Source organism: Streptomyces sp. NPDC001858 (assembly GCF_053594615.1).
The window spans coordinates 25192-46194 of the sequence record NZ_JBSFEV010000012.1 but is presented as its reverse complement, the minus strand read 5'-3'; the positions used below and the strand labels follow the sequence as shown (position 1 = coordinate 46194).

Sequence of the window (21003 nt, the reverse complement as noted above, 5' to 3'; positions counted from 1 at the left end):
ATGGGATCGGTCGCGGTCGGCCCTGTTGGTGTCCTGCGGGGGTGGTGAGCGGGGGACCGGGATTTCGGCCTGCTGACCGGCCGGGGAGGCCCGGCCGGTCAGCAGGCCAGGGCGGCGAGCCCGGTGGTTCCGGTGTGTCGGAAGATCTTGCGGAGGTTGTGGCAGGCGGCCAGCAGGCGCCACTCGCCGCGGGCACCGCCCTCGCCGCGCAGGAGGAGCTGGCGGCCGTTCTGGCAGGTCATGATCTGGCCGAAGACGGGTTCGCCGATGGCCTTGCGACGCCGGTAGGCGGCCTTGCCGGGCTTGGTCCGCTGCTTGCGGGCCATGCGTTCCTTCAGCGTGGCGTTCGCCGGTATCCGTCCGTGTGGTGCGGGCGGGACCTGTTCGTCGTGGGCCAGGCGGCCGGTGGCCATGAACGTGTCTGTGCCGCAGGCCAGTTGGCGGTCTCTTGCGGCCTCAAGGTTGGCCTCGGAGCAGTAGCCGGCGTCGACCAGGGCCTGCTTGGGATGGATGCCGGTGTTCGCCGTGCACTGGTCGAGCATCGTGGTGTAGTTCAGCGCGTCCGAGGCGTTGGTCGTCACGTCGGCTGCGGTGATGACCTGGTGTTCGGCGTCCACGACGGCCTGGGCGTTGTAGGCCTGGATGAAGGCGCCGTCGCTGTTCTTCATGATCCGCGAGTCGGGGTCGGTGAAGTTGGCCTGCGCCTTGGGCTTGGGACGGGCCTTCGCGGCAGCCTTGTACCCGGCGTCGGTGACGGCCTGCTCGTCGCCGGTGCCGGTGCGCTCCTGGCGGCGGCATTCGATCTCCTGGGCGTGCTCGCGTGCCTTGCCAGCGGCTTCGGCCTCGATCTGCGCGCGGGCGGCCTGCAGTCTGGCCAGGCGCTTCTGGCGCCGGTCGAGCTCGACGGGCAGGTCCACGTCCTTGCCGTCGATTGTGAAGGCGGCCTCGATGGTGAGCGGGCCGGCCGGTAGCGCGCCGGCCGGCGGACGGACGGCCGGCTCGGACACGGCTTGGAGCGGCGCCGACCCGATGCGCAGGGCCTCCAGCCGGACACCGGGGACCTCGGCGGCACTGCGCCCGAGGGCTTGGACGGCCGCTTGCTCGGTGATCGACGTCCCGTCGTGGGGCCCGCCGAGCGGGAGCGGCCGGCCCAGGTCGCGCTGGCGTCGTACTGCCTGCGTCCACGCCTCGGTCACTGGCCTCTCACGCTCTTTCTCCACGGCCGCGGTTCTCTTCCCGCGGCGCTCTGCCCGAATGTCCGCGAGAGGTCGGGACAGGAGCCTCGGGCCGCTCGTCGGACCACCCCGTCTCACGCTCCACAGCCAGGCAAAAGGTGCTAAAAATACTATAATTCGAGTAATAGGTGCCTTATGTCCTCATCAGGGAGGAATATCCCAATGACTGAGAACACCGGCGTCAAGCTCGGCGCTGCGCCCGGTTCTCGCGGCCGGACGACCATCGCCGATGTGGTGGTGGAGAAGATCGCCGGAATGGCGGCACGGGACGTGCTCGGCGTCTATGCCCTGGGCAGCGGATTCGCCCGCTCGATGGGATCCATGCGAGAGCGGATGCCCGACGCCGGCAGCGGCAAATCCGCCACACGAGGGGTCGGCGTCGAGGTCGGAGAGCTGCAGGCGGCCATCGATCTGGAGATCGTCGTCGACTACGGCGTCTCGATCACGGACGTGGCCGGTGCGGTGCGGGAGAACGTGATCTCCGCGGTGGAGCGGATGGCGGGTCGGGAAGTCGTGGAAGTCAACATCACGGTCAGCGATGTGAAACTGCCGGAGGACGAGGAGGACGAAGGGGGGGAGCGGCAGCGGATCCAGTAGCCGGGGAGGAACAGCGCACTTGAGTGGAGGAGCGCGAAATGAGCAGGGCCGTGGTGGGCTTGATGGCCGGAATGGCGCTGGGTTTCGCCGCGTATTTCGGTGACTTCTGGGCTTTCCTGCTGGTGCTGGTGCTGGGCCTCGTCGGTCTCGTCATCGGGCGGTTCACAGAAGGTGATCTCGAACCGGGCGACTTCGTCCACCGCCGGGACCGGCAGGATCGGATCCGCGATGACCGGCGACAGGCCCGGGGAGACTGGCGGCGGTGAGCGGGGAAGCCGATGAGCGCCCGGGCGTCCCCCGCGGGGAGCGCGGGGCGACCGCCGTCACCGACCGGGTCGTCGCAAAGATCGCGGCCCGGGTGGCGCGGGAGGCGCTGAGCCGGTTCGCCGAGTCGGCCGGCCACGTACCACCCGGCCGCCGGATGCCACACGTGAGCACATCGGTACGGCGGGCACCGGAGCGCACCAGCGCAGGACGGGACGCCGAGTCCGCCGCCGGACGGCAGGCGGTGCTCGGCGAGGCACGGCTGCACATCACCGTTGAGCTCGGCTATCCGTCCGACATCGGGGCGCAGTGCGCCGCGGTGCGCCGGGAGGTCACCGAACGGATCAGGACATGGGCCGGCATGGAGGTGTCCGACCTCGCGGTATCGGTCGAGCAACTGCACTCGGCGCATACGCGGCACACGGATCGGGAGAGGGTGAGGTGAGACGAGCGCGAACACCTCGCGGCAGCCGACCGGTGACAGCGACCTCTCCTCCGGTCCGGGACAGGCGGCTCCGTCCGCCGACGGCACCCAGGGGCGGCTGCGGGCGCCACGAAGGTGACCGACGGATCAGGCCGGCCGGCGCACCGTTTCTGGTCCACGCGGCGGCTCCCCGCCGCCATCGTGGCCCTGCTGTCCGCCGCGGCCGTCGGACTGCTCCTGTACGACGTGGTTTCGGTGCGGGCAGGCCGGAACGCGATGCACTGGCGGCGGCGGCTCGCCGAGGAACTGGCCACACGGCCCCTGGACGACGTCTGGATGATCGTCGGGGCCGCTGTGGCGATGGCCCTCGGCCTGGGGCTGTTCCTGCTGGCGGTGACGCCGGGACTGCGCAGACTGCTGCCCATGCGGCGGCCCACCGGCATCCCTGGGAGAGAGGACGTCCGAGCCGGGCTCGACCGCCGCGCGGCCGCTCTGATTCTGCGCGACCGGGCCATGCAGGTGCCCGGTGTCCAGTCGGCACAGGTCGATGTCGGCCGCCGGAAGGTCAAAGCCCGGGCACGGGCACATTTCCGCGATCTTGAGGAGGTCCGCGGGGACCTGGACGCCGAGCTGGGCGAAGCCGTGACGTCTTTGGCCCTGGCCCGGGAACCCACACTGGCCGTCCGCGTCCGGCGCCCCAAGAAGGGCTGAGGTGATGCTGATGCTCAAGACGGCGAACCGGGTGCTGCTCGGACTGCTCGGCCTCGCACTGTTCGCCCTCGGCGGCGGCGTGCTGCTGGGCGCACTGGACCTGCAGCGCCACTGGGATTTCGACGTGCCGGGCTGGTGGCCCTTTCGTGGGCCGGACGATGTGGTGCTGGGCGCCGAGGGACGCACCCGGTGGCGGGAAGAGGACTGGTGGTGGCCGACCGTCATCGCCGTGCTCGCCGTGCTGCTGGCCCTGCTGCTGTGGTGGCTCCTCGCGCAACGCAGACACCGCCTGGACCGTGTTCTCGTCAACAGCGAAGACGGCGCGGCAGCCCGACTCGACGGCCGCACGCTGGAGAACGTCATCGAGCAAGAGGCGCAGGCCTTGGAGGGGGTCTCGCGGGCCCATGTACGGCTGACGGGCCGACGTACCGCTCCGACCGCACGCGTGCGGCTGCTGTTGGAGCCTCACGCCGATCCAGCGCGGGCTCTCGGGCAGCTGAGCCGCGAAACGCTCGCACACGCACGAGACTCGGCCGGCCTGGACCGCCTCCCCTCGAAGGTCCGCCTCCGGGAAGCCCGCCACCGCGCCCAACGCGCCGCCTGAGATCCTCTGGGCCGAAGCCCCGTGGGGGTACAGGCAGCGAGGCGCCCGGGATTCTGGGAACCCGAGCGTTCTGGCACGCGGAGGATCCAACGAACAGCTCGCCGCCTGGCGCACTCGCTTTGCTGACGGCGTGCTCGAAGACACCGGCCCTGGTCGTCGTCGGCATCATCCTGAGACCTTGGAGTCGGTGGGGCACGTCGTCGGCAGACGCCACCTCCACCCTGGTGGCGGCCTTTTGCGCCGGGGCCGTCACGTACCCACCCTCGGCGACGCGACATCGAGCACAGGCACAACGTGTCCTGCCGTACCGCGAGACCACGCAGATTTCGCATGGTTCCTTCCCGGGAGGCATCCCGTCATGGTCCTCTTCCTGATCCTGCTCATCGCCGGAATCGCTCTGGTCACCATCGGCGCGGCCGTCGACGGCATGCTCTACCTGATGTCCATCGGCGTACTGCTTCTGATCGTCGATCTGCTCTACCTGGCGGCCCGCTCCATCTGGCGCTCCACCCGGCGCCCGGCCCGCTGACCGGCTCCCGAAAGCCCCAGATCAGCCCGGGCCTGACAGCACAACAGCCAGGCGCAACCGTTGGTGCACGGTGCACCCGGCGCGGTTCAGCGGCCTTGAGCGCACGAACACCGGCCACCAAGCCCTCGACGCCGACGGTTCACCCCGCGTCGGCGGGGAGCACGAGGTGCCACGGCCGTAGTCCTCGCCCATCACCGGTTCACCCCCGCGAACGCGGGGTGAACCGGGCGACAGTACGTCGCTCCTGCACGGCGCGATCCTCGAATCGAACCTCACCCGCCAACTCCTCGGAGACCCCGGGACCCACGACCGCGCCCGCCGTGCCATCCGCGACCGTCTGGCCCGGGCCGCCAGCACCCGGCAACCGACGGCCAACACCACTGAAGGCCACGTCAGTTAGCAGAGCTCGCGCCGCCACGGAGCTCGGGATCAGGGGCACCTCACTTCAGCAGCTGTAGTCGTATCGATCTTGACCTGACCGGACGGGAGTCCCGAGGGGGTGCGCGCCATCGCTCTGCGGGCCGTCCGGCGGGGGCGGTCCGGCCCGTCGCCCCCTATGTGGGACTATCGGGCCGTGGTTGGTGCGGCTTCGGTACGCAAGGAGACTGCATTTGACTTTTCTGGGCGCCAGTGACCGTTTACTCCCTGATGGGTACTATGTCGTGGCCGAGGTCTGCGGTCCACGATTCGGGCCGGTCCGCAGCGTCGACCGGTCGGGAACGCAGGCGGGGCAGCACGTGGCACAACAGCCCCTGGAGTGGCGCGGGGCGGTGGTGGTGCCCGGCGAGATCGGGGACGCGGTGGGTGATGCCGGGGTGTTGGCCGTGTGCTTCGCTCCGTTGCTCCGGGCCGCTCCGCCGTTGCGGTCCGTCTGTGTGGCTCGTGCGGGGCTGGAGAACGTCGAAGTTGCCGCAGCGACTGCCCGCGGTGTGGACGTTGCACCGGTGTCCCGCCGCAAGGCCACGGCCGTCGCCGAACTCGCCGTCAGGCTGATCCTTGCGAAAAGGAGGCATGCCGACCGGGACGACGCCTCGGTCAAGGCCGACGGAGGACTTCGGCGGTCCCGGCCGGGAGAGCGGCGGCGCTATGGCCGAAGCGGGGCTCGACGTGCACGACCAGGAGCCGCTCCCTGCGGACAGCTCTTGGCGCTCGTGGACAATGCCGCGATCGCGACGTTTTACGCCGGTGACGCGACGACCACGATGCCGCGTTCGGCGCGGCTTGTCGCCGGGGCGATCGCCGAGTTCGCTGCGTCCGGCTTGTGCCGTGGCGGTCGACGTCCGCGAACTGAGGTGGGTGTGAGCGTTGGCGCGTGAACTGGTGCTCGGTGTCGACGCGGGACACACGGTGACGAAGGCCGTGCTGTTCGACGCCACTGGCCGACCGGTCGCGCGGGGCAGCGGCATGCTTCCGCTGAGCACCCCTCGGCCCCACTGGGTCGAGCGGGACATGGACGACGTATGGCGAACGGCGCGGCAGGCCATCGCGGCCTGTCTCGCCGAGGCGGGTCCGGACGCGGGCCGGGCCGTCGCCGCGGTGGGACTGGCCGCGCACGGCGACGGTCTGTACGCCGTCGACGGGCGGGGCCGGCCGGTGCGGGCCGCGATCGTGGCGATGGACACGCGTGCCGAGCCGGTGCTGGAGGAGTGGCGGGGCACTCCGGTCTGGTCGCGCGCCCTGGAGTTGTCGGGCACGGTGCCCTTCGCGGGTTCCCCGGCCGCCCTGCTGGCCTGGCTCGTCCGCCATGAGCCCGAGGTGGTTCACGAGGCCCGTTGGCTGCTGTCCTGCAAGGACTGGCTGCGGCTGAGGCTGACGGGCGCGGTGGCCACCGATCCCACGGATGCGAGCGCCTCGTTCACGGACATGCGGCGGGGCGGCTACTCGCCGGAGCTGCTCGATCTGTACGGTCTCGGCGCGCTCTCCGACCTGCTGCCGCCGGTACTGGCCTGCGACGCGGTGAGCGGGACCGTCACCCCCGAGGCCGCGGCCCTCACCGGGCTCACCGCCGGCACACCCGTCGTCACAGGCGCCCATGACGTCGACGCTGCCGCGCTCGGGATCGGCGGCACGGTGCCGGGCGAACTGTGCCTGATCGCCGGGTCGTTCAGCATCAACCAGGTGGTCGTCGAGCACCCGGTCGTCGATCCGCGCTGGCAGGTCCGCCACTTCGTCCGCCCCGGACAGTGGATGACCATGTCCACCTCACCGGCGTCCGTGGCGAACCTGGAGTGGTTCCTGCGGGCCACGGGCAGCCCGGCCGAGCAGCGGGACGGCGTTCACGAGACGATCGGCCGCGAGGTCGAGGCCCATCTGGCGGGACCGTCCGAGGTGTTGTTCCACCCGTTCGTCTATGGCTCCCCGCATCCGCATCCCACCTCCGGGACGTTCCTCGGTCTGCGCGGCTGGCACGAGCGCGGGCATCTGCTGCGGGCCCTGATGGAGGGCGTCGTACTCAATCACCGCTGGCACGTCGACGCGCTCTGTTCGAAGCTGCCGGTCACCGGGGTGGCCCGGCTGACCGGGGGTGCCGCGCACAGCGAGGTGTGGAGCCAGATGTTCGCCGACGCGCTGCGGCGGCCGGTCGTCGTGACCGACGTGCGGGAGAGCGCGGCCCGGGGCGCGGCCCTGCTGGCCGCCACGGCCGTCGGACTGCTCGACGACGTGACGGACCCGCGCGCCGGCGCCACCGTCCTCCGACGCCACGAGCCCCGTCCCGACCGGGTCGCCGTGCTCGACGAGGCGTACGAGGTGTACCGGGAGGCGCTGGAGGCCCTCGGGCCGGTCTGGGCCCGCCTGGACGCGCCGGAGGCCTGAGGCCCGTCCGCCGGATCATGCCTCATAGGCGGGTTCCGGCGCTCTCACCTGCGCCGATGCGGCGCTGTGGAGATCCGCCAGGAGCCCCCAGTCGACCTCCCGGCACCCTCCTCGCACCCCCTCCGAGTCATCTTAACGATAAGTAACGAAAAGTTATCTCGCAAAATGCGTTAACAAAGGTGCAGTCTCCTGCTAATAATTCCGCCATCGAAACGCGCCCGACCCCCCAGGGACGCATCCCGCACGAGAGGTCCCCCGTCACATGCGATCGACCAGATACGCCCTCATAGCCGGCGCCGCCGCCACCGCTCTGCTCGCCACCGCCTGTTCCGGAGCCGGAGCCGGCGGGTCCTCGGACGGGGGCAAGAGCATCAACGTCCTCATGGTCGGCAACCCGCAGATGGAGGACATCGCGAAGCTGACCAAGGACAACTTCACCAAGGACACCGGGATCAAGGTCAACTTCACGATCCTTCCCGAGAACGAGCTGCGCGACAAAGTCACCCAGGACATCGCCACCCAGGCCGGCCAGTACGACGTCGCCACCATCGGCGCCTACGAGGTGCCCATCTGGGAGAAGAACGGCTGGCTGCACGACCTCGGCGCCTACGCCGACAAGGACACGAGCTTCGACAAGGCCGACCTGCTCAAGCCCATGGTGCAGTCGCTCACCGGATCGGACGGCAAGCTCTACGCCCTGCCGTTCTACGGCGAGTCCTCGATGCTCATGTACAACAAGGACGTCATGAACGCGAAGGGCATCACGGTGCCCGAGCACCCGACCTGGCAGCAGATCGCCGACATCGCGGCGAAGGTCGACGGCGCCGAGCCCGGCATGAAGGGCATCTGTCTGCGCGGGCTGGCCGGCTGGGGCGAGCTGGGGGCGCCGCTGACGTCCATGGTCAACACCTTCGGCGGCACCTGGTTCACCAAGGACTGGAAGGCGCAGGTCAACACCGGCGGCTTCAAGAAGGCCACCGAGTTCTACGTCAAGCTGGTCAAGGAGCACGGCGAGTCCGGCGCCCCGCAGGCCGGGTTCACCGAGTGCCTGAACGCGCTCAGCCAGAAGAAGGTCGCGATGTGGTATGACGCGACCAGCGCCGCCGGTTCCCTTGAGGACCCCGCCTCCAGCAAGATCGCGGGCAGTGTGGGCTACGCGTACGCGCCGACCGTCGAGACGGACAGCAGCGGCTGGCTGTGGGCCTGGTCGTGGGCCATGCCGAAGACCACGAAGAACGCGGACGCCGCCTCGCAGTTCATGCTGTGGGCGTCCAGCAAGAAGTACGAGAACCTGGTCGGCGAGAAGCTCGGCTGGGCGCGTGTCCCGGCCGGCAAGCGGGCCAGCACGTACGAGATCCCGCAGTACAAGAAGGCCGCCGCGTCGTTCGGTGACATCACGCTGAAGTCCATCGAGGGCGCCGACCCGGCGAACCCGGGCGTCCAGCCCCGGCCGACCGTGGGCATCCAGTACGTGGCCATCCCCGAGTTCCAGGACCTGGGCACCAAGGTCACCCAGGAGATCTCCGCCGCCATCGCCGGCAAGACCAGCGTGGACAAGGCGCTCGACGACGGTCAGAAGCTCGCCGAGGAAGTCGCCAAGACCTACCAGAAGTGACCTTCAGCGCCCGGCCGGCCCTGACGCCGGCCGGGCGCCACTTCCCCGAACCCCGGCCGTCACCGGCGGAGGAAAGTTCTCATGACCACGCTCACCGCACCTCCCAAGCAGGCTCCCCCACCCGTCCGTCCCCGGAAGTCCTCGGGCTCGGCGGCCAAGTGGAAGCGGCGCGTCCCGCTGCTCCCCGCGCTGATCTTCACCATCGTCGTCACCCAGCTGCCCTTCGTGGCCACGCTGATCATCTCCACCTTCCAGTGGAACATCCTCAAGCCGGGCGAGCGCCACTTCGTCGGCCTGTCCAACTTCACGTTCGTCTTCACCGACGAGCGGCTGCGCACGGCGGTCCTCAACACCGTCGTGCTCACCGCGTCGGTGGTGGTCATCAGCGTGATCCTCGGCCTCGGCCTGGCCATGCTGCTCGACCGGCGGTTCGTGGGCCGCGGGCTGGCGCGCACCCTGCTCATCGCCCCGTTCCTGGTCATGCCGGTCGCGGCGGCGCTGCTGTGGAAGCACGCCATCTACAACCCCGACTACGGCCTGCTCAACGGCACCCTGAACGCCGTATACCGGCTCTTCGGCGCGGACAACGGCCCCACCGTCGACTGGATCTCCTCCTACCCGATGCCCGCCGTCGTGGTGTCGCTGGTCTGGCAGTGGACGCCGTTCATGATGCTGATCCTCCTGGCCGGTCTCCAGGCGCAGCCCGGTGACGTCCTGGAGGCGGCCCGCATGGACGGAGCGTCCGCGCTCCAGACCTTCCGCCACATCACGCTGCCGCATCTGCGCCAGTACATCGAGCTGGGTGTACTGCTCGGCACGATCTACGTCGTGCAGACCTTCGACGCGGTCTTCACCATCACCCAGGGCGGCCCCGGCTCCCAGACGACCAACCTGCCGTACGAGATCTACCTGACCATGTTCCGCAAGTACGAGTACGGCGAGGCAGCCGCCGCCGGTGTCGTCGTCGTGCTCGGCGCGTTCGTCATCGCGACCTTCGCGCTGCGCACCATTGCGTCGCTGTTCCGCGAGGAGACATCCCGATGACCCACGCAGCCCTCGCCCCCCGAGGGGGCAGGTTCCGCAAACTCCTCCGTGGCAAGGACGACCCCAACTCCCCGCGTCTGTCGCCGCTGTGGACGTTCGTCGCCTGGCTGGCCACGCTGGCGTTCTTCGCGCCGGTGGCGTGGATGGTGCTGACCTCCTTCCATCAGGAGGCCGACGCGGCGACCAACCCGCCGACCCCCTTCGCCCCGGTCACCTTCGACCAGTACAAGCTGCTGTTCAGCCGGGACATCACGCCCTTCCTCCTCAACTCGGCCATGGCCAGCATCCTTTCGACGGTGCTGGTGCTCGCCCTGGCGGTGCCGGCGGCGTACGCGCTGTCCATCAAGCCGGTCGAGAAGTGGACCGACGTGATGTTCTTCTTCCTGTCCACGAAGTTCCTCCCGGCCATCGCGGCCCTGCTGCCGGTGTACCTGATCGTCAAGGACGCCGGGATGCTGGACAACGTCTGGACGCTCGTCATCCTCTACACCGCGATGAACCTGCCGATCGCGGTGTGGATGATGCGCTCGTTCCTCGCCGAGGTGCCCAAGGAGATCCTGGAGGCCGCCGAGGTCGACGGCGCGGGCCTGCTCACCGTGCTGTGGCGGGTCGTCGCCCCGGTCGCCATGCCCGGACTCGCCGCCACCTCGCTGATCTGCTTCATCTTCAGCTGGAACGAATTCATGTTCGCCGTGAACCTCACCGCGACCCAGGCGTCCACCGCGCCGGTGTTCCTGGTCGGTTTCATCACCAACGAGGGTCTGTTCCTGGCCCGGCTGTGCGCGGCGGCCACGCTGGTGTCGCTGCCGGTCCTCATCGCCGGATTCGCCGCCCAGGACAAGCTCGTACGAGGTCTCTCCCTGGGAGCCGTCAAGTGAAGGCAGCCGTCATCACCCAGCCGGGCAGCGTCGAACTCGCCACCGTCGACGACCCCGCTCCCGGCCCGCGCGAGGTCGTCGTCGAGGTCGCGTCCACCGGAATCTGCGGCACCGATCTGCACATCCTCCAGGGGGAGTTCGCCCCGAAGCTGCCGATCATCCCCGGCCACGAGTTCGCCGGGGAGGTCGTGGGCCTCGGCAGCGAGGTCACCGAACTCGCGATCGGCGACCAGGTCGCCGTGGACCCGTCGCTGTACTGCTTCGAGTGCCACTACTGCCGCCTCGGCCACAACAACCTCTGCGAACGCTGGGCCGCCATCGGCGTCACCCACCCGGGCGCCGCCGCCGAGTACGCCGTGGCGCCCGTCGCCAACTGCATACGACTGCCCGACCACGTAGACGTCCAGGACGCGGCGCTGATCGAGCCGCTGTCCTGCGCGGTGCGCGGCTACGACGTCCTGCGCAGCCGGCTCGCCTCCCGTGTGCTCGTCTACGGCGCCGGAACCATGGGCCTGATGATGCTCCAGCTCGCCAAGGCCACCGGCGCCGCGAGCGTCGACGTCGTCGACATCAACGCCGAACGTCTCGCCACAGCCCGGCAGTTGGGCTGCTCCGCCGGTGCCGGGTCCGCCGACGAGCTCGGCCGGCCGAACTACGGCTGGGATCTGGTCATCGACGCCACCGGCAACGCGAATGCCATCCAGGACGCTCTCGGCCGGGTCGGCAAGGGCGGCACCTACCTGCAGTTCGGGGTCGCCGACTACGCCACGCGGGCCACCATCGAGCCGTACAGGATCTACAACCAGGAGATCACCATCACCGGCTCGATGGCCGTCCTGCACAGCTTCGAACGTGCCGCCGACCTCTTCGCCACGGGTGTCATCGACCCGGCCGTCTTCATCAGCGACCGTCTCCCCCTGGCCGCGTTCCCGGACGCGATCGCCCGTTTCCAGGCCGGTATCGGCCGCAAGATCCAGATCCAGCCCGGTCTCGCCTCCGCGTGAACACCCGAACCGAACGGACCCCCACCATGACCGAGCAGATCCGCCGCGTTCTCGTCCGCTCCCTCGACGACATCAGCATCGAGCACGTGCCCGCCCCGGTCCCCGGGGACGACGAACTCCTCGTACGCACCACGGTCGTCGGTGTGTGCGGCTCCGACACGCATGCGGCGGCCGGGCACCATCCCTTCATCGACCTGCCCTACCGCCCCGGTCACGAGGCGGTCGGTGTCGTCGCCGCGGCGGGGAAGGCGGCCGGGGACTTCGCGCCCGGCGAGCGGGTGATCATCGAGCCCAACCTGTACTGCGGCACCTGCCCCCAGTGCCGTTCCGGCCGCTACAACATCTGCCAGGAACTGAAGGTCTTCGGCTGCCAGACGCCCGGCGCGATGACCGACCTGTTCACCATCCCGGCCGGCCGCGTCCACCGTGTCCCGGACGGTATGACGGACATCGAGGCCGCCCTCGTCGAGCCGCTGGCCACCCCGGTGCACGCCGTGGCGAAGGCCGGTGACCTCACCGGCCGTACGGTCGTCGTGCTCGGTGCCGGGCCCATCGGGCTGCTCGTCCTCGCCGCCGCCCGGCACGCAGGCGCCGCGAAGATCGTCGTCACCGACCTGCTGGACGGCAAGCGAGAGCGCGCCCTGAGGCTCGGCGCCGACGAGGCCCTGCCCGCCGGCGCCACCGACCTGGTCGAGCGGGCCCACACGGCGCTCGGCGGACCGGCCGACGTGGTCTTCGACTGCGTCGCCCGCGAGCAGTCCATGGCCCAGGCCACCGACCTGGTCACCAAGGGCGGCACGGTCATCGTCGTCGGCGTCGGAGCCGCAGGAACCACACCCGTGCGCCTCGATCTGGTCCAGGACCGGGAGATCCGCATCGAGGGAACCCTGATGTACACCGGCGAGGACTACCGCACCGCGATGTCCCTGATCGCCTCGGGCGCCATCGACACAGCCGAGATCGTCACCGCCACCTACCCGCTGGAGGAAGCCGCCAAGGCTTTCGCCGCATCCGTCGATCCCGAGCAGGTCAAGGTACTGGTCACGGTGGAAGGCCCGTAGGCCGGTGGGGGGCGGACGGGCCGGGCTTTCACCGGCCCGTGTGGGAAACTTCGAGACCGGAGCGACCGGAAAGGAGGGGCGCTGTGACCGCCCGTACGCGACTGTCACAGGCGGCCGTCGAGGAGCGGCGCCAGGCCGTGCTGCAGTACGTCGCCGAACACGGCGAGACCCGCATCGACGACCTCGCGCGGCACTTCGACGTCAGCCTGATGACCATGCACCGGGACCTCGACGATCTCGCCGGGCGCCATCTGCTGCGCAAGGAGCGCGGCCGGGCCGTCGCCTTCCCGGCCCTCACGATGGAGACGGCCACCCGCTTCCGGGAGAACAGCGCCCTCGCGACCAAGAACGCCCTGTGCGCGGCCGTCGCCGACCGCATCAGACCGGGCAGCACAGTGCTCATGGACGACTCGACCACCCTGTTCCCCCTGGTCCCCGCGCTCGCCGGGCTGGACCAAGTGCACGTCGTCACCAACTCTGTCGGCCTCGCGCAGCGCCTTGGTGTCGCGCCCGGCGTGAGTGTCACCCTGCTGGGCGGCCACTACCGCGGCGACTTCAACTCCTGCACCGGCCCCACCGTGACCCGCGCCCTGTCCCAGATCCGCGCCGACCTCGCCCTGATGTCCGCCACCGCCGTCCTGGACGGCCGGCTCTTCCACCCCCTGAACGACTACGTCGAGGTGAAGCTGGCCATGCTCGCCTCCGCCGAACAGGCGCTGCTCCTGGCGGACCACACGAAGTTCGGCAAGACCGCCACGTACGCCTACGGCACCGTGGCCGACTACCACACCGTCATCACCGACAGCGGCACCCCCGACGCGGAACTGGCGGCCATACGCGACCTCGGCGTCCCCGTGCAGACCGTAGAAGCCGTCGAGTCGGTCGAGGCGGTCGAACCCGAAGAGACCTCCCCGTGATCCACACCCTGTTCGAGACACCGAGCGTCTACCGCCCGGGCGACGCCGCGATGGCAGCGCCCGTGCCCCCGGTCCAGGCCGTCCTGTTCGACTTCAGCAACACCATCTTCCAGATGATCGACCTGGAGACCTGGCTGCGCCGGGTCGGCGCCGCCTCCGGCCGCCTCGCCGTGCTGGACCGGCCCGGCGCGGTGGCCGAGATCTCCGACCAGCTGCGCGCGGCTTTCCGGCTGCCCTCCGTCGTCGCCCTCCAGGAAGGCCGTGATCTCTCTTCCGGCCGACACCTCCGCGCCATGCGCGGATGGTGGGAGCGGGTGGACTTCCTGCGCGGCGCGGAGGAGGGGGCCTATCGGGAACTCACCGCCCCGGACGCCTGGATCCCCTATCCCGACACTGAACCAGTCCTGCGCACCCTCCGCGAACGCGGACTGAGCGTCGGCATCGTCAGCGACTTCGCCTGGGACCTGCGCACCCACCTCGCCCACCACGGGCTGGACGCGCTGATCGACACCTGCGTCATCTCCTACGAGCAGGGTCGCGAAAAGCCCGACCCACAGCTGTTCCTCAAAGCCTGCGCCGACCTCGGCACGGACCCCCGCGCCACCCTCATGGTCGGTGACAACCCGCTCCGCGACGGCGGTGCAGCCGCCTGCGGCCTGCGCACCTACATCCTCCCGGCCGAACACCGCACCGGTGAACGCGGCCTGTCGGACGTGCTGCGGCTGGTCACCTGACGGGGGACACGGTCGAGCCTTCAGGACAGGGGAACTCAGCAGGAACTCGACCCTATGAAGCCAGTTGTCGCAGGAGCAGCGGGTGAGCGGTGTGGGCAGGGCCCACAGCGTGCGGACCAGAGCCGCTGTGGGCCAGGGAGAGTATGCCTTCGCCGGTTCCTTCTCCAGAGGGCGGACGACGGGCCGGGCCGCCTGCTCCTGGCTGATCCGGCAGGGCTTGGAGAGGCCGTCTTCGCTGATGCGGGCGATCTGGTCCCCGTCTTTCCGGCTTCCCGTCCGCCCGGTCGCCCGGACCCGGTTCATTCGGAGGGGAGATTGCCCAGACGCTCGGCCATGTTCAGCTCGAAGTCCTTGTCCTTGCTGAAGCCGGCGGCGTTCAGCTTCGGCATCATCGCCTGCGCTTCGGGCCAGGCGTCCACCCCGGCGAGCACATGGTTCGAGACCCAGAGATCGCCTTCCGAGGGGACGCCGGCGCGCGCGTTGACCAGCTTCTTGCCGACTTCCAGTGCGCGCTTCTCGAAGCGGCTCACGCGCTGGGCGAAGGCGTCGACGAACGTGTCGAGTTCGCTGTCGGGAACGGATCGGTTGACCCAGCCGTAGCGTTCGGCGATGTCCGCGTCGAAGTCGTCCGCACCGAGGACGACCTCAAGGGTCCTTGAGCGTCCGATCAGGGCGGCGAGCCATTCGACGCCGCCGCCGCCCGGGATGGAGGAGCCGGCGACCTCGATCAGAGAGAACACCGCCCGTTCCCTCGATGCGAAGCGCATGTCCATGGCAAGGGCGAACTCGAACCCTTGGGCTCGGGCGCGGCCGCGCATCTTTGCCACGCTGATCACGGAGGACTGCGCGAGTCGGGTCACGAAGGTCGGCCAGTGGTCGAACGACGCGCCGCCCGGCTGGTCCGCCGCCCCATGACCGCGCTCAAGGTCGTGGTGGTTGACGAAGAAGTCGTCGTCTCCGCTCTCGAACACGACGATCTTGAGATCGGTGTCGCGCTCGATCTCGTCCATCAGGACGTTCAGTTCCGCGAACATCTCCGGGTCGAAGAGGTTGAACGGGGGATTGTCGATGACGACGCGCCAGTAGGCAGGCGATTGCCGGATGACATTGAGTCGGTTGGTGACGGCCATGATGTGTAGTCCGTTCAGAGAGTTGGTGCGGGTGGCCATGGAGCAGGCCACCGAAGAGGTACTGCTGGGGCGCAGCGGGGCCGCTGGTCGCCCGGGGATGTTGATCGGGCTGATGCCCTGGGGGAGCGGCTGCGGTCGCAGGGTGGCCCCGGTGTCTGTATGCGCGGGTCCGACGTGATGGGGACGCTGGACTGGGGCGGGTGCGCCGGCTGGAGTGCCGATTCAGGCGGCTGCCTTCGACAGGGTCTCGAACTCGTCGTCGGTGAGCTCGATGGTCGCGCCGGCGAGGTTGTCCTCCAGGTGCGCGACGCTCGACGTGCCGGGGATGGGGAGCATGACCGGGGACCGCTTGAGGAGCCAGGCGAGGGCGAGCTGCGACGGTGAGGCACCGTGCTGCTCGGCGAGTTCGGTGAGCGGGCTGCCTTCGCCGGTGAGCTGTCCGGTGGCGAGGGGGAACCAGGGGATGAAGCCGATGCCCTGCTCGGTCGCCCAGTCGAGCAGCTCTTCCGAGGAGCGGTTGGTGAGGTTGTAGAGGTTCTGTACGGAGACGATCGGCGCGATCTCCTGCGCGGCCTTGACCTCGGCCACGGTGACCTCGCTGAGGCCGATGTGGCGGATCTTGCCCTCGTCCTGGAGCTTCTTCAGCTCGCCGATCTGGTCCTCGAACGGGGTGTCGGGGTCGATGCGGTGGAGCTGGAGCAGGTCGATGCGCTCGACGCCGAGGCGACGCAGGCTCATCTCGGCCTGCTGGCGGAGGTAGTCGGGGCGGCCGAGGGGCGTCCACAGGTTGGGGCCCTGGCGGGTCTGGCCGACCTTCGTCGCGACGATGATGTCGTCGCCGTAGGGGTGCAGGGCCTCACGCAGGAGGTTGTCGGTGACTTCGGGGCCGTAGGCGTCGGCGGTGTCGAAGAAGTTCACGCCGAGCTCGGCGGCGCGCTTGATCACGCGGATGGCTTCGCCACGGTCCTTCGGTTCGCCCCAGACGCCCTGGCCGGTCAGCTGCATCGTGCCGTAGCCGAGGCGGTTGATTTCGAGGTCGCCGCCGAGGCGGAAGGTGCCCGAAGCCTCTGCCGGGCGGGTGTCGGTTGCCTTGCTCATGGGGGTGGTCCCTTCGGATCAGATATCCGGACAGGTCGCCTACCCGTTCGTAGCCGGGGCACGATGACCTGACCGTGTGCCATGACCCCACGATGCAAGGTTGACATATATGTCAGGGTCAAACCGGATCGGGGTGACCGCCCTCACTGCGGGACGTACGGCTTCCCGTTTGACCTTCCACCGGTGTCAACGTTTGACCCTGGGGTCACGACGACAGCGCAAGACCCCGGGGTGCGGTCCAGCTTGCCCGATCTCCCAGGACATCGTGACCGCGAGCGGGCTCGAGTGAACCAGACGTGAAGGAGCAGGGCATGACTGCGCAGGCCATCCGGGTCGGGATCATCGGGACCGGCTTCTGGGCCGGCTACGGGCACATTCCGGCGTTGCGGACGCTGCCGGAGTTCGACGTGGTCACCGTGTCGGCACGCCGGAAGGAGTCGGCGGAGAAGGCGGCCGAGAAGTTCGGTATCCCGCACGCCTACGAGAACGCCCACGACCTGATCAAGGATCCCGACGTCGACCTGGTGGCGGTGCTGACCCCGACTTCACAGCGAGTGCCGCTCGTGAAGGCCGCCATCGAGGCCGGAAAGGACGTCTACAGCGAGTGGCCGCTCACCACCCGCATCTCGGACTCGGAGGAACTGCTCGCCCTGGCCGAGGCGAAGGGTGTCCGGCATGTCGTCGGGCTCCAGCGTCGCCAGGGGCCTGCCGCCCGCTATGCACGGGACCTGGTGGCGCAGGGTTACGTAGGGGACGTACGGGCCGCCCGGATCTCGGTCGGAGTGGACGCCTTCCCGCCCGTCATGCCGGAGAGGGTCGCCTGGACCTTCGACGTCGACGCATTCACCCACGTGCTCTCCATCTACGGCGGGCACTTCCTCGACGTGCTGTTCCAGATCGTCGGACCCCCCAAGGACCTCACCGCGATCACCGAGACCCAGTTCCCCGAGCTCACCGTCCTGGAGACCGGCAAGACGGTGTCCTCCGCCAAGCCCGACGAGGTCATGGCCATCGGCACCCTGGAGAACGGCGGCCTGTTCTCGGTCCAGCTGGAGGGCGGCCAGAAGTTCCCGACGGGCCTGCAGATCGACATCACCGGCACCGAGGGCGTCCTGCGACTGACGAACGACCGCGCCTTCGAGAACACCGAGGACAACGCCCTCCACGGCGTCAACGGGGACAGCGGCAACGGGGCCGCGCTCGCGGTGCTGCCCGTTCCCGAGGAGTACCGGTCACTCCCGGACGCTTCTCTGGACGAGAGCGTGCAGGACCTGGCCCACCTGTACGCCGCGTACGCCCGCGACAAGGCCAACGGCACCAGCGAGGCGACCACGTTCGCCGACGCCGTACGGCAGCATCACCTGATCGACCGGATCCAGCGGTCGTCCGAGCAGTTCTCGGCATAGAGAAGGGGGCACCGCATCGGCTGGGCGGCCCGGCCCCGAGCGACCTGTGGTTCCCCAACGCGGACACCCCATTGCTGCACAGGGCACTCGGATGCTGCCGTCACACAAGGCCGGCAACCCGGACGACGGGCTGGTCACGATCGGCCGGGTCCGCTCCGGCGACTGCCTACGCGGCTCCGGCGGCGCTTCGTGCCGACGTCGCCTCGCTGACGGCGTCGATGTAGCTGTCGATGGCATCCCGGTTTCGGGTGAGACAGTCGATGCGGTCCGTCATCCGGTCGCGCTCGACGGCGAGGAGTTCGAGCAGTTCCGGTTCGGCGTCATCGACGACGATCTTCAGAGGGCTGCCGAGGCACGGCAGCATCTGCTGGATGATCCGGGTGGGAATACCGCTGTCGATCAGCCCGCGGATCTGGGTGACCCGGCCCACCAGATAGTCGTCGTACTCACGGTATCCGTTGGGCAGTCGCCGCGGCTCGATCAGCCCCTGCGCCTCGTAGTAGCGCAGCGACCGCGCGGGTGTGTCCGTCAGCTTCGCAAGCTCTCCGATGCGCATGTGGCCGTCCTCACTTCCCATCTGCGGCTCCGGGTCGACCTTGACACCAATGTCAACCATGCACCGTAAGGTTATGACTCAAGTACAACAGGCGCCCGCCCCCGCCGGCCAGTCGGGTCGCCTTCCGCTCGGCGGCCTGCTCGCCCTCGCGGCCGGCGGCTTCATCACCATCATGCTGGAGACGATGCCGGCGGGAATCCTGCCGGCGATCAGCGGCGACCTCGGCATCTCGGAGTCGGCCGCGGGCCAGACAGTGACCATTTTCGCGATCGGATCCATCGTCGGCGCCATCCCGCTGATCAGCGCGGATGGGGTGGCCGCGCAGGCGACTCCTGCTCCTGGCTCTGACCGGATACGCCGTGACCAGCGTCGTCACCGGCCTGTCCGGCTCCTTCGCCCTCACCCTCGCGGCCCGGTTCGCCGCCGGACTGTTCGCGGGCGTGCTGTGGGCGATCATCGCCCCCTACGCCCGGCGCATGGCGGCACCGCACCAGCAGGGCAAGGCTCTCACCATCGCACTGGCGGGCACCCCGATCGCGCTCGCGATCGGCACCCCGTCGGAACGCTCCTCGCCGACCTGATCGGATGGCGCGCCACCTTCGGGGTGATGACGCTGCTCGCAGGTCTGGTGATCGTCTGGGTGCTCGCGGCAGTGCCGGACTTCCCCGGACAGGCCAAGGGAGAGCGCACCCCCGCGGTGCAGGGTCCCGGGAGGCCGCGGTGCGGACGGTGGCGTCGACGAGCCGGCGCAGTTCGTGGCGGAGGGCGGCGATTGCTTCCCGTTGGCGTTGCAGGTCTTGCAGGTCCCCGGCTGCCGGGGCGTGCGGGGTGGTGGTCGAGGTGGTGCGGGGTGCGGTCATCAGGTGTCTCTGTGTGGGTGGCGTGGCGGCGGGCGCGTTGACGTGGTCAGCGGGCGGCCCGGGGTGGGGTGGTGTCGCGGACGAAGACGGGCTTGAGGTGCTTCTCGGGGAGTACGTCGGGGAGTTGTTCCCAGTCGAGGACGTGGGAGACGACGCGTTCGGGGGCGACGATGCCGGTGGTGGCGAGGTCGAGGGCGTCGGGGAGGTGCGCGCGGACGTTGTCGCGGGCGATGCGGAGAGTGACGCCGGTGAGGTACATGTCGAGGAGGGGGAGTTCGCCGGGGCGGAAGTGGTTGCCGGCCGACTCGCAGATGCCTTCCGGGGCAAGGGAGTTGACGGCGAGGGTGAGCTGGTCGACGCGGCCGGTGGCCTCGACGGCGAGGTCGAAGCCGTGGCGGATCGGTTCGATCGCCTCGGCGGTGCGGGCGCCGAAGCTCTCGGCGAGCTTGCGGTGTTCGGGGTCGGGGTCGACGTAGAGGACGTCGGAGGCGCCCAGCGCGCGGGCGATGTCGCAGACGTACAGTCCGATGCTGCCGCGGGCGATGACCAGCACCCGGGCGGCGGGGCGGGCCTTGAGGCGCGGGGCGACGAGTCGCCAGGACAGGGACCAGTTGTCGCTGGCCGAGGCCATCGCGACCGGGTCGAGGCCGCCTGGCAGCGGGACCAGCATGGCGTCCGCGTACGGGACGTGGACGAGGTCGGAGAAGAGGCCGCCCCAGTTGCCGCCGATCGGCGCTCCGTACATCGCCATGTGCGGGACGGAGGTGCAGTGGGCGGTCAGTCCGGTGCGGCAGCGGTCGCAGGTCCCGCAGTTGATCGACCAGGGCACCACCACCAGGTCGCCGGGTGCCACGGTCGTGACGGCGTCGCCGACGTCGACGACCCGGGCCACGCACTCGTGGCCGAGGGCGAACGGCGGGTCGATGAAGCCGTGTCCGGCCAGGATCGCGGTGTCGACGTCGCAGGAGGTCGCGGCCACCGGGGCGACGATCGCCTCCTGGTCGGACCGGAGTTCGGGATCGGGGGCCTCGCGCCATTCGACCGAGTTCCGGGCGACGTAGGTCAGTTCACGCATCGGTCTGCTGCCCCTTCGCCAGGGCTACGAGATCGGCGTAGCGGATGACGGAGCCTCCCGCGCCCCAGGTGCCGTCCGGCTGCTCGTGCACGAGGACCCACACCCGCAGCGCGTCGTCCGGGCCGAGGCCGGCGGCCGACAGGACCGTCTTCGTCGCGTCCTCGACCAGGCCGGTCTTGCGCCGCTCGGACAGTGCTCCCTGGGGCACCGTCACCTCCACCAGAAAGCGGGGAGCGTCATCCTCGGCGGTCCTCTGGGCGCCCTCGGGCAGTTCGACGAGGTAGCTCCACGCCTGGGCGCGGAAGAAGGTGGTGTTGGGTGCCCCCTCCCAGCGCAGCAGCACGGCCGCGAGGTCGCGCTGAACGGTGGCGCGGCCCTCCGCGGTGAGGGCGCCGGCGGGCACGGTCAACCGGATCACGGGCATGGCAGCTCCTATGACGAGTGTTA

At 69.7% G+C, this 21003-nt stretch carries 22 protein-coding genes and 1 pseudogene; 17 read left to right on the top strand and 6 right to left on the bottom strand.

What is annotated here, in order from left to right:
• Positions 1-98 precede the first annotated feature (98 nt).
• A pseudogene (locus ACWCPF_RS19500) lies at positions 99-947 on the bottom strand (transposase); the annotation flags it as partial.
• Between the two features lie 450 nt (positions 948-1397).
• On the opposite strand from ACWCPF_RS19500, the gene ACWCPF_RS19495 reads away from it, so the two are divergent.
• The 15 genes from ACWCPF_RS19495 (at position 1398) to ACWCPF_RS19425 (ending at position 14431) form a co-directional block, all read left to right on the top strand.
• Positions 1398-1832 carry an Asp23/Gls24 family envelope stress response protein gene (locus ACWCPF_RS19495; protein WP_451046281.1) on the top strand — a complete coding sequence of 145 codons (435 nt, stop codon included), beginning with the start codon at positions 1398-1400 and terminating at the stop codon, positions 1830-1832.
• A 38-nt stretch (positions 1833-1870) separates the two neighbouring features.
• Positions 1871-2098: a hypothetical protein gene (locus ACWCPF_RS19490; protein ID WP_451046280.1), complete on the top strand. Its 228-nt coding sequence runs from the start codon at positions 1871-1873 to the stop codon at positions 2096-2098.
• Positions 2095-2541: an Asp23/Gls24 family envelope stress response protein gene (locus ACWCPF_RS19485; protein WP_451046279.1), complete on the top strand. Its 447-nt coding sequence runs from the start codon at positions 2095-2097 to the stop codon at positions 2539-2541. Before ACWCPF_RS19490 ends, ACWCPF_RS19485 begins: the two co-directional genes overlap by 4 nt.
• Before the next feature lie 114 nt (positions 2542-2655).
• A complete protein-coding gene (locus ACWCPF_RS19480) occupies positions 2656-3231 on the top strand; it encodes a DUF6286 domain-containing protein (protein ID WP_451046278.1) in 576 nt (191 codons plus the stop codon).
• A gap of 10 nt (positions 3232-3241) precedes the next feature.
• A complete protein-coding gene (gene amaP, locus ACWCPF_RS19475; RefSeq protein ID WP_451046277.1) occupies positions 3242-3835 on the top strand; it encodes an alkaline shock response membrane anchor protein AmaP in 594 nt (197 codons plus the stop codon).
• A gap of 358 nt (positions 3836-4193) precedes the next feature.
• Positions 4194-4364, top strand: a complete 171-nt coding sequence (locus ACWCPF_RS19470; protein ID WP_451046276.1) for a hypothetical protein — start codon at positions 4194-4196, stop codon at positions 4362-4364.
• A gap of 581 nt (positions 4365-4945) precedes the next feature.
• Positions 4946-5680 carry a hypothetical protein gene (locus tag ACWCPF_RS19465; RefSeq protein ID WP_451046410.1) on the top strand — a complete coding sequence of 245 codons (735 nt, stop codon included), beginning with the start codon at positions 4946-4948 and terminating at the stop codon, positions 5678-5680.
• Positions 5670-7178, top strand: coding sequence for an FGGY-family carbohydrate kinase (locus tag ACWCPF_RS19460; RefSeq protein ID WP_451046275.1), 1509 nt, complete (start codon positions 5670-5672; stop codon positions 7176-7178). The genes ACWCPF_RS19465 and ACWCPF_RS19460 overlap by 11 nt, the downstream gene beginning before the upstream one ends.
• Before the next feature lie 262 nt (positions 7179-7440).
• Complete coding sequence (locus ACWCPF_RS19455) at positions 7441-8793, top strand: ABC transporter substrate-binding protein (protein WP_451046274.1); 1353 nt, start codon at positions 7441-7443, stop codon at positions 8791-8793.
• 81 nt (positions 8794-8874) lie between these two features.
• Positions 8875-9837, top strand: a complete 963-nt coding sequence (locus tag ACWCPF_RS19450) for a carbohydrate ABC transporter permease (protein ID WP_451046273.1) — start codon at positions 8875-8877, stop codon at positions 9835-9837.
• Positions 9834-10715: a carbohydrate ABC transporter permease gene (locus ACWCPF_RS19445; RefSeq protein ID WP_369032370.1), complete on the top strand. Its 882-nt coding sequence runs from the start codon at positions 9834-9836 to the stop codon at positions 10713-10715. The genes ACWCPF_RS19450 and ACWCPF_RS19445 overlap by 4 nt, the downstream gene beginning before the upstream one ends.
• Entirely contained in the window at positions 10712-11719 is a 1008-nt protein-coding gene (locus ACWCPF_RS19440) for a zinc-dependent alcohol dehydrogenase family protein (RefSeq protein ID WP_451046272.1), read from the top strand. The genes ACWCPF_RS19445 and ACWCPF_RS19440 overlap by 4 nt, the downstream gene beginning before the upstream one ends.
• 26 nt (positions 11720-11745) lie before the next feature.
• Complete coding sequence (locus ACWCPF_RS19435; protein WP_451046271.1) at positions 11746-12780, top strand: zinc-dependent alcohol dehydrogenase; 1035 nt, start codon at positions 11746-11748, stop codon at positions 12778-12780.
• 83 nt (positions 12781-12863) lie between these two features.
• The gene (locus ACWCPF_RS19430) at positions 12864-13697 is read left to right on the top strand and encodes a DeoR/GlpR family DNA-binding transcription regulator (protein WP_451046270.1); all 834 of its coding nucleotides are present in this window, start codon (positions 12864-12866) and stop codon (positions 13695-13697) included.
• A complete protein-coding gene (locus ACWCPF_RS19425; RefSeq protein ID WP_451046269.1) occupies positions 13694-14431 on the top strand; it encodes an HAD family hydrolase in 738 nt (245 codons plus the stop codon). The genes ACWCPF_RS19430 and ACWCPF_RS19425 overlap by 4 nt, the downstream gene beginning before the upstream one ends.
• A gap of 299 nt (positions 14432-14730) precedes the next feature.
• Here the strand turns inward: ACWCPF_RS19425 and ACWCPF_RS19420 are convergent, their stop codons facing one another.
• Both ACWCPF_RS19420 and ACWCPF_RS19415 read right to left on the bottom strand, forming a co-directional pair.
• Positions 14731-15600, bottom strand: coding sequence for an enoyl-CoA hydratase/isomerase family protein (locus ACWCPF_RS19420; protein ID WP_451046268.1), 870 nt, complete (start codon positions 15598-15600; stop codon positions 14731-14733).
• 183 nt (positions 15601-15783) lie between these two features.
• A complete protein-coding gene (locus ACWCPF_RS19415) occupies positions 15784-16659 on the bottom strand; it encodes an aldo/keto reductase (protein WP_451046267.1) in 876 nt (291 codons plus the stop codon).
• 311 nt (positions 16660-16970) lie between these two features.
• Between ACWCPF_RS19415 and ACWCPF_RS19410 the strand changes: the two genes are divergently transcribed.
• Positions 16971-18065, top strand: coding sequence for a Gfo/Idh/MocA family protein (locus ACWCPF_RS19410; RefSeq protein WP_451046266.1), 1095 nt, complete (start codon positions 16971-16973; stop codon positions 18063-18065).
• 166 nt (positions 18066-18231) lie between these two features.
• Here ACWCPF_RS19410 and ACWCPF_RS19405 read toward each other — a convergent pair whose 3' ends face one another.
• A complete protein-coding gene (locus tag ACWCPF_RS19405; RefSeq protein WP_451046265.1) occupies positions 18232-18681 on the bottom strand; it encodes a MerR family transcriptional regulator in 450 nt (149 codons plus the stop codon).
• A 248-nt stretch (positions 18682-18929) separates the two neighbouring features.
• On the opposite strand from ACWCPF_RS19405, the gene ACWCPF_RS19400 reads away from it, so the two are divergent.
• Positions 18930-19202 (top strand): MFS transporter, encoded by a 273-nt coding sequence (locus ACWCPF_RS19400; RefSeq protein ID WP_451046264.1) that lies wholly within the window; start codon positions 18930-18932, stop codon positions 19200-19202.
• 325 nt (positions 19203-19527) lie between these two features.
• Here the strand turns inward: ACWCPF_RS19400 and ACWCPF_RS19395 are convergent, their stop codons facing one another.
• Together ACWCPF_RS19395 and ACWCPF_RS19390 are read right to left on the bottom strand one after the other, a co-directional pair.
• Entirely contained in the window at positions 19528-20556 is a 1029-nt protein-coding gene (locus ACWCPF_RS19395; RefSeq protein WP_451046263.1) for a zinc-dependent alcohol dehydrogenase, read from the bottom strand.
• Positions 20549-20980, bottom strand: a complete 432-nt coding sequence (locus ACWCPF_RS19390; protein ID WP_451046262.1) for a tautomerase family protein — start codon at positions 20978-20980, stop codon at positions 20549-20551. The genes ACWCPF_RS19395 and ACWCPF_RS19390 overlap by 8 nt, the downstream gene beginning before the upstream one ends.
• Positions 20981-21003 lie beyond the last annotated feature (23 nt).